Origin of the sequence: Cytophaga aurantiaca DSM 3654 (genome assembly GCF_000379725.1) — a bacterium.
GTDB classification, from domain to species: Bacteria; Bacteroidota; Bacteroidia; order Cytophagales; family Cytophagaceae; genus Cytophaga; species Cytophaga aurantiaca.
On the sequence record NZ_KB903632.1, the window covers coordinates 74,861 to 89,472 of the forward strand.

Consider the following 14,612-nt stretch of genomic DNA (forward strand, 5'->3'; position numbering starts at 1 on the left):
TTGAATTTCGAAGAACTTAAATTAAACAGACAGCTGCTGAATGCGATTGAAGAAGCAGGATATACTGAACCTACTGAGATTCAGTTAAAAGCCATTCCTCAAATCTTAGCAGGTCACGATATTATTGGTGTGGCACAAACAGGTACGGGTAAAACCGCTGCCTATGCCTTACCTATTTTGATGAAAATAAAATACGCTCAAGGCCATAATCCAAGAGCGGTTATTTTTGGACCAACACGCGAATTGGTTATGCAGATCGAAATTGCAGTTAAACAATTTGCTAAATATACAGACCTGCGTATTGTTGCGCTTTACGGAGGCGTTGGTACAAAACTTCAAAAAGAACACTTACAAAAAGGTGTGGATATTATCATTGCTACTCCAGGCCGTTTTCTGGATCTGTATTTAGAAGAAGAATTCGTTTTGAAAGAAGTTAAAACGATGGTATTAGATGAAGCAGATAAAATGATGGACATGGGCTTTATGCCCCAGCTTCGTAAGATGCTGGAAGTGATTCCGCGTAAGAGACAAAATTTACTCTTTTCTGCAACCATGTCTGAACGTGTAGAGCGTTTAACAGAAGAGTTTCTTGAATACCCAATGAAGATTGAGGTGACACCACAGGCTACCCCTGCAACGTTGATCAGTCAGAAATTATATACAGTCCCCAATTTTAAAACAAAAATTCACCTGCTGGAATACCTGATCCGGAAAGATGAAACTGTAACGCGGGCTATTATTTTTGTTCGTACAAAAAAATCCGCAGATGATATTTATAAATTCATCGTTCGCAAAACAACAAATACGTGTCGGATCATCCATGCCAATAAAGATCAGAACAGCCGCATCAATGCGATGGATGATTTTAAAGATGGATCGATCAAAATCTTAGTTGCTACCGATGTGGCGTCACGTGGTATTGATGTACGCGAAGTAAGTCACGTGATCAATTTTGATGTACCGATTATTTATGATGATTACATTCACCGGATCGGTCGAACCGGAAGAGCCAATCACACGGGTGTTGCGATTACTTTTGCTACAGAAGCAGAATTGTATCACATCCATAAAATTGAAAAGATCATTCGAATGCCGATTCCAGTAGAAGAACTTCCTTCAGAAGTTGAGATTACTGAAACAGGTTTTGAAGAAGCACAGGAATTTGCCCGAGAACTGGATTTTTACAAGAAAAAAGAGGATCCTACATACAAAGGAGCCTTCCATGAGAAAAAAAGAGAGCTAAAAACAGAGAACAAATCTTCTACGTTCAAACCCGGCAAAGCCTCTAAACCAAAGGTGTCCAAGGCGAATAAACCACAGCCGAAAGCGAAGCCTCAAAAACCTAAAGCACCGAAAAAGCCGAAATAGCAATAAAATGTGTATAAATATTTTTGCAACTATTGGAATTAACAATTGTATACAGTAAATTTGGTCATCTTAAAATAAAGAATCTTTAGATTTACATAGCTGATTTATCAAATCCCTCTGAAAATCTAAAAACATTTAAGATTCCATAGCTGGTTGAAAGATCCCGGAGTTTAGTTGGCCCCCCGCCGCTTGCTCCGGGCTTATTTTTTATATACGTTTTAAGTAATAAGTTTTAAGTTCTAAGAACTCATTATAAGTTATCAGATGTTTATTGCATTTCTGCCGCCGAAAATCGTATCTCTTCTTCCTTTCTTATAACTTATTACATAGAACTTATTACTTTTTTTCCTATCTTCTGTATCCATTTACCATTCTTTAAACGTATTAATTTACTGTTTACTGACCACTGTTTACTGACCACTGACCACTATGATAATACCAGCTTCTTTTGATATTCAAGGACATCGCGGATGCAGAGGACTATTACCTGAAAATACAATAGCTGCTTTCACAAAAGCATTATTAATGGGTGTAACAACATTGGAATTTGACCTGGTTATTTCGAAAGACAAACAGGTAGTTGTTTCGCACGACACATTTTTCCATCATGAAATTACAATGATGGTTGATGGCGAAGATGTGACCGAAAGCAATGAACATCAATTCAATTTATATAAAATGAATTATGCTGACATAAAAGAAATAGATGTCGGGATGAAACGCCACCCCAGATTTAACAGTCAGGTGAAAGTGCCGGCGGTAAAGCCTTTATTAAAAGAGCTCATCGAAACAAGCGAGCGTCTGTCTTCAAAAATATTATTTAATGCAGAAATAAAATCTACCGTTGAAGGTGATGGTATTGATCATCCCCAGATTGCCGAATTCTGTGATCTGGTCATTGCCCAAATTAAAAAAGCACATCTTACAAATCGTTTTACCATACAATCCTTTGATACACGCGCATTGGAGTATATGCATAAAATGTATCCGGAAATAAAACTTTCTTATCTGGTTGAAACAAAAGGAACATTGGAAAAACATTTGAAAGCGCTTACGTTCACGCCTACGATTTACAGTCCTGATTATACACTCTTAACAAAAAAGGATGTGGATACAGCACATAAGTCAGGCATACGTGTTATACCCTGGACGGTTAATACAAAAGAAGAAATTGAAACGCTCATTAAAATGGGTGTCGACGGTATTATAACCGATTACCCGAATTTATTTTTTGAGTAAAAGCTGAAACGCATCTGTATAAGCAATGCGTTGCTGATCAGTCCAGCTAAGTAAGATCTGCATACAGGAAATTAATTCCTTGTAATAGCCTTCCGCTTCATTGCGTCTGAAATAAAAATCTGCGGTACGTCTTATAATGAAATCTTCGGGTTTGCAAACAAACTCATGCTTGATGGTATATTGCAGCTGTGCTTTCAACCACTTAGGAAGATTGTGTAATGCAATGCGTTCATCGATCTGATGCAGCTCTGCAACATAATGTTCGATGTTGCTTCCATACAAGCGGATCAACCGTGTTGCAGTCAAGGCATCAATTCCTTCGCTTGTCAACTCTGGAAGCTTCAATGCAATAAACGCTTTCAAGCCTCCGTGCTTAGCAATGTCACCACCATACAACATGTGTTTCTCTGTTGTACAGGAATCAATGTCGTATGTATCTTTCAATCGTTCAGCCAGAATATCTGTGATGCGTTCAGCCATTTTGCGATAGCCTGTTAGCTTACCGCCGGCAATACTGAGTAAGCCTGTCTTACTTGTAAAAATCTCGTCTTTGCGTGAAATAGCAGAAGGAGACTTGCTGTCTTTCTGACGGATCAAGGGACGCAGGCCCGACCAGTAACTTTCAATATCTTCCTCTTTTAATTGAACAGTTGGAAACACAAGCGTAACACATTCGATCAGATATTTCTTATCGGATTCTTCTATGCCCGGCTCTTCAAAACTTCCTGTATATTTGGTATCAGTAGTTCCGATATACGTCTTCCCTTCTCTTGGAATTGCAAATACCATTCGTCCATCTCCAACATCAAAATAGGCAGCCTGCTTAATCGGAAACTTTGCATAATCCACTACAACGTGTACACCTTTTGTAAGAAGCAATTTATCTTTTCGTATATCTGCATCCTGCGCATCGATCCCGTCAACCCAGGGTCCGCTCGCATTTACAACTTCTATTCCTTTAAAAGTATATTCTTTATTTGAAAGTGTATCCAGCACCTTAACACCCACAATTGTCTGTGCTTCATAGATCAATTCTATAACTTTTGCATAGGTAAGAATTACTGCACCTTGTGTTTGTGCAGTATGTGCAACAGCCATTGTTAAGCGCGCATCATCGGTACGATACTCATAATAATGTATGCCACCTGTAACACGGGCTCCCGCGAGCAAAGGTTCCTGCTCTAAGGTAGCAGCTTTATCCAATACTTGTCTGCTTTCACTTTTCTTTACACCTGCTAGCAGATCGTAAATCCATGTACCTAATGAAGCCATCCACTGCGGCATAGAACCGCCTTTAATGATCGGCAATAACATAGGTTCCGGAACGGTTATGTGTGGAGCTAAATGATGAACAACGGCACGCTCTCTCCCTGTCTCTTGCACCAAGCCAAATTCCAATTGCTTTAAGTAACGTAATCCGCCATGGATCAATTTTGTTGAACGCGAAGAGGTACCTGAAGCAAGATCATTCATTTCAATCAACAAGGTCGGAATACCGCGGGTTTGTGCATCCAATGCAATGCCGCTACCGGTAATTCCTCCGCCAATCACAATCAAACCGAATTCGGTATGTGTTGCATTTTCTAAAAGTGCTTGTCGTTGTTGATAGTAGCTCAAAATACCTTCGTGTTTAAAAAGCAGTTAATTTTTAATTTTCAAATAATTAAACATGTATTAAAACGAAAATGATGTAAATAAGTTTTTGAATATGTTAACGGTTCGATTATAACTAATGTCTTGACTATTTTTTATAAACTGAATTAAATTTTAATCTTCCTAATTCTTCAAATGAGTCAACCTTTCCCCTTTTAATCAAATACCAGCCATCTTCAAAGAGTTTGTAAATTTTCACTTCACTTGGATAAACATAATCATAAGTGTCGAACTCATTTTCTGGCTCTTCAGGAATTTTCTTAGGTATTTCAAAAGCATAATATTCAGCACCAGCAATTCCATTCTTTATTGACTTTCCTTTAAAATCAGTTCCTTCTTTTAATTCAATTTTCCTGTTACTGTAAACAATTAAGTCAAAGTTTTTATTAGCAAAACACTGTGCCATAATAAAAGGCCCGGTGGAATCAGATACATTTATGCCTTGAATACCTCCTTGCCACATATCAAGAGAATCACAGTCTGTCAAAAAATCAAAATCGATTTTTTCAATTTTAACTTCCTCTCTAGGATGTATATTGGTATTTTTATCAATGATCGTATCTTGTACGATCTCTGTTTTTTTAATCAGAGATTCTTTATTAGATGAGTCTTCGCATCCCAATAATATATATGCTCCAAGTATTAAGATTAACAACTTTTTCATTTTATTATTGACTTTAATACTAAATTTATAACACAAAATATTTAACGTCTACTGTCCACTAACAGGCACAACAACCGGTAGTTCTTCTATCACCGTTGCTTTCAGCTTCACTATTACGATCGGGTTCGCAGCATCTGTTGAAAAAATACTGATCATTTTATCTTCTACACCCAAACGATCATTTGTATCAAAAACAATTTTAATAGTAGTTGATGCGCCGGGTTTTAATGTGACTTTATCAGCAAAGGCTTCTATACACGAACATGATGTGCGTACAGAACGAATCGTTAAGTCTGCCATTCCTGAATTGGTAATGCGTATTTCTCTTGTCGTTTTCTCATTTGTTTTGATTGAACCGAAATCAACAAATGTTTTATCAACCAGAATTTTTGGGCCCGTAACGGAAGCTTCTTCAGCAGGTGTATAAGTATCTTTTATTGTAGCAGTCAATACCAACGGCACTTTCGTCACCGTACTTCCCGACAAAAACAATACTTCAACCTGCTCAGCAAAATAACCCAGATTAGGAACATCCTTGGTATTCAACGAAACTTTGATCACACCGCGTTGTTTTGATTCAATTTTAGTTGGCAGTAAAACAACCTTCATATATGCCGGCAATTTCATTTTATCCGCTTGAATTAAAATGGTCTGACTTCCTGAATTGTAAACAGGAATCTCCATACTTACCGGACTCTTTGTAGACACAACTCCAAAATTGGCGTAATTTTTTTGCAGATAAATATTGTTGTATTTAAAAGAAGACGTGCGCTCCCATTCCGGCAATGGCTGCGGAGACGGAGTTACATAGCCTTGTACATATAAATTAATTGGCGCCTTTGAAGCATTACCTTTGACCGTAACTTTTTGATTGAATACGCCGGGATGATTTACCAGATCTACATACAACACAATCTGACCTTTTCCACCTGCATGTATGGTATCCGTTGGATAGTCCGGTGTGATGCATCCGCAGGAAGGATCTACATTTTCAATAATAAAATGTTCCGGACCAAGATTTACGAATTTAAAGGTGTGCGATAAAACACCTTGTTCTTCTTTCACCGGACCAAAATTAATAAGCGTATCAGAAAACTCTAAGTGTCCAATCTCTTTAATGGTTTGAGCTTGGGCAACAGCTGAAAAATATACACTCAATAAAAGTGTGCTTACGGTTAGGATGAACTTCATGTAAATAAACAGTTATAGTCAAAGATAGTAAATTTAGTTACTAGTTACTAGGTACTAGCTTCTAGTTACTAGACAATAAACTATTTCAGTATCTAGTAACTGGAAACTGGCAACTAGTAACTATATTTGTTCATTAACCAATACACAATATGGCCAGAATTTTAACAGGCATACAAAGCAGCGGCAGACCACATCTAGGTAATTTATTGGGTGCAATCCTCCCTGCAATTGAATTGTCCAATACACCGGGTAATGAGTCTTTATTTTTCATTGCAGATTTGCATACACTTACCTCATTAAAAGATGGAGCAGTACGCAAAGCCAATACGCATGCAGCAGCTGCAGCCTGGCTTGCATTTGGTTTCGATACAGATAAAAATATATTCTTTAAGCAATCAGATCTTCCTCAGGTATGTGAATTGACGTGGATTTTAAATTGCTTTACGCCTTATCCAATGCTGGCAAATGCGCATTCATTCAAAGATAAATCGAGCAAATTATCGGATGTAAATGCAGGGTTGTTTGTCTATCCGGTATTGATGGCGGCAGATATTTTAATGTACAATGCGGAGATTGTGCCTGTTGGTAAAGATCAGATCCAGCACCTGGAAATTGCCCGCGATATTGCTTCGGCTTTTAATAAACAATACGGCGAAACCTTTGTATTGCCGAAGGAGAAAGTGGATAACAATGTTATGACAATCCCGGGTATCGACGGACAAAAAATGAGTAAGTCGTACAACAACTACATTGATATCTTTGTCTCTGAAAAAGAATTACTGAAAGTAGTTAAGACTATTGTTACAGACAGCAAAGGATTGGAAGAACCGAAAGATCCGGATACCTGTAATGTTTATAAAATATATTCACTGGTAGCTGACAAAGATCAGATCACAGACATTCGTGCGAAATATCAGGCAGGTGGTTTCGGATACGGCCATGCCAAGCAGGCCTTATTTGACGTCCTTTGGACGAAATATGCGAAAGAGCGTGAATTGTTTAATTATTATATGAACAACACCCACGAAATTGATGCGAAGTTAAAAGCCGGTGCTGAAAAAGCCTGGGCGATAGGAAGTAAAGTATTTGCAGATGTTAAAGAGAAGGTCGGTTATTAAACAAAATAAATTTCATACTATAAAAAAGCCCTATAAGAAATGAAAACTTATAGGGCTTTTTCATGTATTGAGCGAGCAGGTTATTGACCTTCTCCCCAAACAACTACCTTTTTATCTTTACCCGTTATTAAGACCAATCTCAATGGATTTGGTACAAATATCAAACGTGTATCTGTATTTTTAAACTTTCCGCTTTCAACCAATACGCCTTGATCTGCAGCGATCTCAAACTGCTGACTTCCATCTGCATTTTTTGCTACAGGTTTATAATATGCACCAACATAAGCAATTGGCAATAACACATCGTTATCTGCATCGATCTTCACATGTACCTGATCCAGAACTTCTTCTAATTCATCTCCGTACGCATCTAAAAAATCATCTTCCATATCATGCAACTCTTCTTCAATGTCATCATAATCCTTATGATCGTAAGTAAGTGCATTCAATTCGTTCTTTTTAAGAACAATTGCTTCTAAATCTTTATTTAATTGTTTTAAATCCATTCGAAGTTAATGTGTAGAATTTCCTCCAAGGTAAGGGAATCCCTTCTTTTTTTGAAACCTTCTGCACTTTTTTTTCCAAAATTCAGGTAAAAACGTTATTTTAATAATACCGTATAATAATTCGATTTATATTGTAGAAATTTTAGTACCCATTAAATACTTAGTTTTAATTGTTATGAGCGAAATCACGACACAATTGCCAAAGGCAGACGATGCAACCAAAAAGAAAATTCAGACATGGCTGACCGGCAGTTATGATGCAGATACAAAAAAACAAATTCAATCTTTGGTAGACGCAGGAAAAGAAGATGAATTGATCGAATGTTTTTATAAAGATCTTGAATTTGGTACAGGTGGTTTGCGTGGACTTATGGGTGTTGGTTCAAACAGAATGAACAAATATACCATTGGTGCTGCTACTCAAGGTTTATGTAATTATTTAAAAAAGAATTTCCCGGGCCAGTCATTAAAAGCGGCAATTGCCCATGACAGCAGAAATAACTCAGATTTTTTTGCTCGTACTACGGCTGAAGTTTTTGCAGCAAACGGCATCAAAGTATATTTTTTCAAAGCGCTACGTTCTACTCCGGAACTTTCATTTGCCATCCGTCACTTCGGCTGTCAGACGGGTGTAGTACTTACAGCTTCCCACAATCCAAAAGAATACAACGGCTATAAAGCATACTGGAACGATGGTGCACAAGTAATCGCTCCGCATGATAAAAACATTATTACAGAAGTTCAGAAAATTTCAAGCATCGACGATGTTAACTTCAAAGCAGATCAATCATTGATTACAGAGATCGGTGAAGAAGTTGATAATGCATATTTAAATGAAATTAAAAAACTGACAGTATCTCCGGATGCAATCAAACGTCAGAAGGATATGAAGATCGTCTTCACTCCTATTCACGGTACAGGTATCGTTTTGGTTCCTGAAATATTAAAACGTTTCGGTTTTGAGAATGTACGTGTAGTGCAGGAACAAGCTGTTCCGGATGGCAACTTCCCTACGGTAGTTTATCCGAATCCTGAAGAGAAGGATGCTTTGAGCTTAGCTGTAAAGCAGGCTACAGAATGGGATGCAGACTTAGTAATGGCTACCGACCCGGATGCGGATCGCGTGGGTATTGCTATTAAAAATGATAAAAATGAATTCCAGTTATTAAACGGAAATCAGACAGGTAGTTTATTGATCCTATACATGCTGCAGGCATGGAAGAATGCAAACAAAATCACAGGCAAAGAATTTATTGTTAAGACAATTGTTACAACCGACCTGATCGAAAAGATCGCTACTAAGTTTGGTGTTAAGTATTACAACACACTTACAGGTTTCAAATACATTGCTGCAAAAATTAAAGAGCTTGAAGGCAAAGAACAATTCATTGCGGGCGGCGAAGAGAGCTACGGTTATTTGATCGGCGATAGCGTGCGTGATAAGGATGCGATCGCATCGTGTGCGTTCATTGCTGAAATGGTAGCCTATGCAAAAGATCAAGGCAAATCATTATACGACACGTTGCTTGATATGTATGTAGAATATGGTTTCTACAAAGAGAACCTGATCTCCTTAACAAAGAAAGGTAAATCGGGAGCAGAAGAAATTCAAACCATGATGAAAGAACTTCGTGCGACACCTCCGAAAACATTGAGCGGTTCTCCGGTTGAATGGATGTTTGATTACGACAGTCAGCTTGCAACAAACATTATTACTGGTGCAACTAAGAAAATTGAATTGCCGCAGGAAAATGTACTTCAGTTTAAAACAGCTGATGGTACACTAGTATCCGCGAGGCCTTCAGGTACAGAGCCGAAGATCAAGTTCTATTTCAGTGTAAACGAACCGTTGGCATCGAGAGCAGAATTTGCAGCCGTTGATAAAAAATTAGATGCGAAGATTCAGACCTTGATTAGTGATTTGAAATTGGCGTAACAAATTAGAAATTATGAATAAAAAAAAGCTCCGGGGAATACTCGGAGCTTTTTTATTTATTTCAAAAGGCAATTCTTACCAGAACTTCCACCAAGGCTTAAAGTTTTCAAAATCTGAAAGTTTATTTTCAAGTTTATCAACAGCAGATTCAGGTCTTAAGTCTACGTCAACAGAGGTGAATGTATATCCATCCATCATATGAAACGAATTAAAATCTACAGCATCCTCCAAAGGAGTACCAAGATACCTCGCATAAAAATCCATACCAAAATCTATCATTGCTCTCTCATTGAAAACAAATTCTCCTTGTCTATATTGAACTTTCCCATCCCATACAATAGCATCTTTTAAAAAAGGCTTTTCATGTTCTAAATGTTCTCCAAAACTTACAATTCTTTCATTTTGCTCATTCACCGCTATTAATCGAACAGTCGTTCCCGATTGGATCAATCCGATCCCCCATGCAATGTTACCAATACTCATAACGTTAATAGCGATTTCAGATGTAGGAAATACGCTTATAAGCTTTTGCTCAAAAGGTGGAGCATAAGGTGCTAATAATTGCGAAGGAAAATCCAGCAGATTAATAATTAAATGATTGTTGTACGTAGTTATGTAAACTTCATTTGCTGCCGGAACCAGACTTTCGTAATGTGTTTTCGAAGTTGTTTTAACCAAACCTTTAAAGCCTAGTTTTCGCAGTGTTTCTTGGTAGTTCGTGTTATTAAAATCTTTAACAATTATTGAAGAATATTTCCAACCCATATCGTATAGTTTTTATAAGAAGTTATTTCGACAAGGTAATTAAATTAATTCAATGTGAATTAATTTAACGAAATCAATTTGTACATAGTTGATATAGGTTTAACTCATATTGGGGATCTCCACCTCCAACCTAGCTACAAATCACGCTGCTGTTGCGCAGTCAACGACCCATAAAACTATTAAGCTAAAAAACTTTTTGTGTTCGCCGCGACGAACACAAAATAGTTACCTGACGAAAGAGCCTAAACAAAAAGTGGTCTGAAGAAAATAACTCTTCAGACCACTTTTCAATTTATTATAAGCTATCGAAATTTATAACTCATTACGCATAATTACAATAAAAATGCCTTCTTAATAAACGCCACACTCATCCCCCATGCTTCTTTTGTATATGCTTTGTTATATTGCGGATTGCTCGGATTTGCAAAGGCATGATCCGCATCAAAAATTCTGAAGGTGTAATTTTTATGTGCTGCAGTCAAATCTTTTTTAAATGTTTCAACCATCTCCGGATTGATCCACTTGTCTTTTGTACCAAAGATACCCAATACATCCCCTTTTAAGGATGTAAGTTTCGCAGGATCTTTTTCCGTCATACCATAATACATAACTGTCCCTTTACTTTTGTCGCCTGCCAGGATAGAAGATTGCAACGCCCAGCCGCCACCGAAGCACCAACCCATAGAGATGATCTCTGCTTTAGTCCCTGCAAATGTAAATGCGCCATTCAAGATAGAAATAATCCGTGCAGCATTTGCTGCGCCCATGTAAGCAGCCGCAGAATCTCTATTCGAAGTAACCTTACCATCGTACAGATCCAGTGCCATAATATTTACTTTACCGCCAAGATCCGCATACAATTTATCCGCATCTTTTTTGATGTAATCGTTTAAGCCCCACCATTCGTGGATTAGAAATACATATTTATTGCTTGACGACGAAGCTTTAATCATATAGGCATTTGCTTTTTTACCATCTGCAGCATCAAATTGTATCATTGCACCTTTTGCATCCACCAATGTATATGCCTTGGGAGATTTATGCGCCTTTCTGAAAGCAGCATCTGAACTGAATACAGACATACCTGAATTACTTGCAGCCGCAACTTTACAGCAGTTCGGCTGTTGAGCAAATGCCGTTGCACCAATTACAATTGAGGCAATTAGTAAAATTATTTTTTTCATAGTTGAGTTTATTTGAGTGTTATAACTGTTAAACATAATTTAGGCAGAATTGTTCGAATTCTATATGCATTAAAAAACGAATATCTTATACACGTGCAATTTGCTGCTGGCGTAAGTATATTACTCTTAAATTTATTGTATTAAGCTATTAAATCTAAACCTACACGATTTACACTGTATAAATTTAAAAGCACTTTTCATTCATTTTGTTCCTGCAATTTTCGAACTTTGTATTAGTAATGAAGGCGGGATTAACCTTCTATTTTTTATTGGTTTACCAAGCGCGAGCAAGAATACTTCAGCGCCCTATTTACTCCACATAATACTCTCACACGGAACATTCACGGAATATAGTCGGAAAATACCCGGAACATCCATGCTTGCACCAGTCTTTATGCATCATTCAGGCATACTCCTTTCGTACTTCTGCTATACTTTGCTGAGTACTTTTGCTTTGGATTCTCCTACTGTTTTTCTAAATATAACTACTTACTACAAACAGCATGTCCAATGCCTACATAGCCGATTACACACTTAATACAGATTTTTTCATTCAAATCACAGATATATTAACAGATTATCCACTTAAAATTCAAATACTATCAACATAAGTATGCCATCGAAAAAAGGCGTTTATTTATTTAAACAAGCAATCTCTTACTTATCAACCTCCATATTCACACAAAACCAACATTTTATCCATACAGCCAAGCCTGGTTATAAACATATCTCTAACTGAAAGTTATCCACTATATTTTCGCTTCTGAATCAATTAAAACCGAATCCTTTTATTACCAAAGCATTATTATTGGATTATCTCTGCCTATAAGCCTTTTTCAGACACTTTTAAACCAATATCTTTTATTACAGATTGCCCCAAGTGTTTGCCTCAAAAACTTCGTTTTTAGATAAAAAATGCGGAAATTTGCACCTCCTTACCTAGAGCACACGATCACGCTTGAGATAAGATTTAACAATTGATTACAAGAACAATTTAAGCATACAAAATTTGCATGGAAACAATCGAGAAGGTTCCGTATTTCGTCATTGACTTTGACAGTACATTTACTCAAGTTGAAGCTTTAGATGAATTGGCTACGATTTCATTAGCAGGTAATCCAAATCAACAGCAGATCATTCAACAAATCATTGATCTTACCAATCTTGGTATGGAAGGCAAAGGTTCGTTCAGCGAAAACCTTGTTAAAAGATTACAGCTTGTTAAAGCAAACAGATCTCACCTTGAACCATTGATTGAACTGTTACGCTCTAAAGTTTCCAAATCTGTAAAGCGTAACAAACATTTCTTCCGCGATTATGCAGAGCAGATCTACATTGTTTCTTCTGGCTTCAAAGAATTCATCTTGCCGATCGTAACAGAATTCGGCATCAAAGAAGATCACGTACTTGCAAACACATTTACGTTCGATAAAGACGACAACATCATTGGCTGCGATTCAAACAATCCGCTTAGTCAGGATAAAGGAAAAATCAAGTTAATGGAAAAACTTGGTTTGACAGGTGATGTACACGTGATCGGCGATGGCTACACAGACTACGAGATAAGAGGTGCAGGTCTTGCTACTAAATTCTATGCATTCACAGAGAATGTAAGTCGTGCTGCGGTAATTGCAAAAGCAGACAGCATTGCTCCAAACTTCGACGAAATATTATTCCAGGAAAAACTTCCGATGACGATCTCTTATCCAAAGAATCGCATTAAAGTTTTATTGTTGGAAAACATTCATACAGACGCTCTCAAATTATTCAGTGGTGAAGGTTATACCGTTGAAGTAATTGCGAGTGCATTGGAAGAAGATGAATTGATCGAAAAGATCAAAGACGTTTCTATCATTGGTATCCGTTCTAAAACAACGATCACTGCAAAAGTATTGGAGCACGCTCCGAAACTATTAGCGATCGGTGCATTCTGTATCGGTACAAACCAAATTGATTTAAAGGCTGCACAAAAGAAAGGTGTTGCAGTATTCAATGCACCATTCAGCAATACACGAAGTGTGGTTGAATTGGCAATCGGTGAGATCATCATGCTTTACAGACGTACGCTTGAGAAGAGTATGCAAATGCACTCCGGTAAGTGGGACAAGTCTGCTAAGAACTCATTCGAGATCAGAGGTAAGAAATTAGGTCTTGTAGGCTACGGCAACATCGGTTCTCAGCTTTCTGTGATTGCAGAATCACTTGGAATGGTTGTGTATTACTATGATATCGTTGAAAGACTTTCTCTTGGTAATGCTAAAAAATGCAACACATTAAAAGAATTGTTAAATACGGTAGATGTTGTTTCCTTACACGTGGACGGAAGACCAAGCAATAAAGGTATTTTCGGTGCGAAGGAATTCAATGAAATGAGACAAGGTTCTATCTTCTTAAACTTAGCGCGCGGACCGGTAACGGATCTTAAAGCGTTAGCAGAAAATCTGAAGAGCGGCAAAATCTTAGGCGCTGGTCTGGATGTATACGAATACGAACCAAAAAATAACGACGAAGAATTCATCAACGATGTACGAGGCTTACCAAACGTAATTCTTACACCGCACATTGGTGGTTCTACAGAAGAAGCGCAATCAAACATCGGCAACTTCGTACCAAACAGAATTACGGATTACATCAACAACGGTACAACATTGCACAGTGTTAACTTCCCGAATATTCAGCTACCTGAATTGCAGGAAGGTCATCGTTTCATGCACTTACACGAAAACCAACCGGGTGTGCTTGCACAACTAAATAACATATTCGCAAAACACAACATCAACATTTTAGCACAGTACTTAAAAACCAACGAACAGGTTGGTTATGTAATTACCGACATCGCTAAGATCTACGATAAAGAAGTGTTGAACGAATTAAAAGAAATCCCTGGAACAATCCGTTTCAGAACGTTATACTAGTCGCTAGTTTCTAGGTGCTAGTTACTAGACAATAGAAGATAGTTACTAGGCACTAGTTTCCAGTTTCTAGACA

The 14,612-nt window shown here is 37.6% G+C and carries 11 protein-coding genes; 5 read left to right on the forward strand and 6 right to left on the reverse strand.

All coding sequences use genetic code 11. The annotated features are described in order from the left end of the window. Together A3EE_RS0107915 and A3EE_RS0107920 are read left to right on the forward strand one after the other, a co-directional pair. Window positions 1-1,368 (forward strand): DEAD/DEAH box helicase, encoded by a 1,368-nt coding sequence (locus A3EE_RS0107915; RefSeq protein ID WP_018342908.1) that lies wholly within the window; start codon window positions 1-3, stop codon window positions 1,366-1,368. 429 nt (window positions 1,369-1,797) lie between these two features. Further along, entirely contained in the window at window positions 1,798-2,607 is an 810-nt protein-coding gene (locus tag A3EE_RS0107920; RefSeq protein ID WP_018342910.1) for a glycerophosphodiester phosphodiesterase, read from the forward strand. Here A3EE_RS0107920 and A3EE_RS0107925 read toward each other — a convergent pair. The 3 genes from A3EE_RS0107925 to A3EE_RS0107935 all read right to left on the reverse strand — a co-directional run bounded on the left by A3EE_RS0107925 (window position 2,593) and on the right by A3EE_RS0107935 (window position 6,115). Further along, on the reverse strand, window positions 2,593-4,224 hold the full coding sequence (locus A3EE_RS0107925; RefSeq protein WP_018342911.1) for a glycerol-3-phosphate dehydrogenase/oxidase: 1,632 nt from the start codon (window positions 4,222-4,224) through the stop codon (window positions 2,593-2,595). The two genes, A3EE_RS0107920 and A3EE_RS0107925, sit on opposite strands and share 15 nt — an antisense overlap. Before the next feature lie 124 nt (window positions 4,225-4,348). Beyond that, window positions 4,349-4,924, reverse strand: a complete 576-nt coding sequence (locus tag A3EE_RS0107930) for a hypothetical protein (RefSeq protein WP_018342912.1) — start codon at window positions 4,922-4,924, stop codon at window positions 4,349-4,351. 48 nt (window positions 4,925-4,972) lie between these two features. Beyond that, window positions 4,973-6,115: a DUF1573 domain-containing protein gene (locus A3EE_RS0107935; protein WP_018342913.1), complete on the reverse strand. Its 1,143-nt coding sequence runs from the start codon at window positions 6,113-6,115 to the stop codon at window positions 4,973-4,975. A gap of 149 nt (window positions 6,116-6,264) precedes the next feature. On the opposite strand from A3EE_RS0107935, the gene trpS reads away from it, so the two are divergent. Continuing rightward, window positions 6,265-7,233 (forward strand): tryptophan--tRNA ligase, encoded by a 969-nt coding sequence (gene trpS / locus A3EE_RS0107940; RefSeq protein WP_018342914.1) that lies wholly within the window; start codon window positions 6,265-6,267, stop codon window positions 7,231-7,233. A gap of 80 nt (window positions 7,234-7,313) precedes the next feature. On the opposite strand, the gene A3EE_RS0107945 is transcribed toward trpS, so the two are convergent. Beyond that, on the reverse strand, window positions 7,314-7,739 hold the full coding sequence (locus tag A3EE_RS0107945) for a hypothetical protein (protein WP_018342915.1): 426 nt from the start codon (window positions 7,737-7,739) through the stop codon (window positions 7,314-7,316). 175 nt (window positions 7,740-7,914) lie between these two features. On the opposite strand from A3EE_RS0107945, the gene A3EE_RS0107950 reads away from it, so the two are divergent. Beyond that, window positions 7,915-9,675, forward strand: a complete 1,761-nt coding sequence (locus A3EE_RS0107950; protein WP_018342916.1) for a phospho-sugar mutase — start codon at window positions 7,915-7,917, stop codon at window positions 9,673-9,675. A gap of 75 nt (window positions 9,676-9,750) precedes the next feature. Here the strand turns inward: A3EE_RS0107950 and A3EE_RS0107955 are convergent, their stop codons facing one another. Both A3EE_RS0107955 and A3EE_RS0107960 read right to left on the reverse strand, forming a co-directional pair. Beyond that, a complete protein-coding gene (locus A3EE_RS0107955; RefSeq protein WP_018342917.1) occupies window positions 9,751-10,440 on the reverse strand; it encodes a hypothetical protein in 690 nt (229 codons plus the stop codon). A gap of 332 nt (window positions 10,441-10,772) precedes the next feature. Next, window positions 10,773-11,624, reverse strand: a complete 852-nt coding sequence (locus tag A3EE_RS0107960; RefSeq protein ID WP_018342918.1) for a dienelactone hydrolase family protein — start codon at window positions 11,622-11,624, stop codon at window positions 10,773-10,775. A gap of 1,013 nt (window positions 11,625-12,637) precedes the next feature. Here A3EE_RS0107960 and serA point away from each other — a divergent pair. Beyond that, window positions 12,638-14,539, forward strand: a complete 1,902-nt coding sequence (gene serA / locus A3EE_RS0107965) for a phosphoglycerate dehydrogenase (RefSeq protein ID WP_018342919.1) — start codon at window positions 12,638-12,640, stop codon at window positions 14,537-14,539. Window positions 14,540-14,612 lie beyond the last annotated feature (73 nt).

Coding starts and splice junctions, on each gene's coding strand:
- A3EE_RS0107920 (WP_018342910.1), top strand. CDS start 1,798: ATGATAATACCAGCTTCTTTTGATATTCAAGGACATCGCGGATGCAGA.
- A3EE_RS0107930 (WP_018342912.1), bottom strand. CDS start 4,924: ATGAAAAAGTTGTTAATCTTAATACTTGGAGCATATATATTATTGGGA.
- A3EE_RS0107935 (WP_018342913.1), bottom strand. CDS start 6,115: ATGAAGTTCATCCTAACCGTAAGCACACTTTTATTGAGTGTATATTTT.
- trpS (WP_018342914.1), top strand. CDS start 6,265: ATGGCCAGAATTTTAACAGGCATACAAAGCAGCGGCAGACCACATCTA.
- A3EE_RS0107945 (WP_018342915.1), bottom strand. CDS start 7,739: ATGGATTTAAAACAATTAAATAAAGATTTAGAAGCAATTGTTCTTAAA.
- A3EE_RS0107950 (WP_018342916.1), top strand. CDS start 7,915: ATGAGCGAAATCACGACACAATTGCCAAAGGCAGACGATGCAACCAAA.
- A3EE_RS0107955 (WP_018342917.1), bottom strand. CDS start 10,440: ATGGGTTGGAAATATTCTTCAATAATTGTTAAAGATTTTAATAACACG.
- A3EE_RS0107960 (WP_018342918.1), bottom strand. CDS start 11,624: ATGAAAAAAATAATTTTACTAATTGCCTCAATTGTAATTGGTGCAACG.
- serA (WP_018342919.1), top strand. CDS start 12,638: ATGGAAACAATCGAGAAGGTTCCGTATTTCGTCATTGACTTTGACAGT.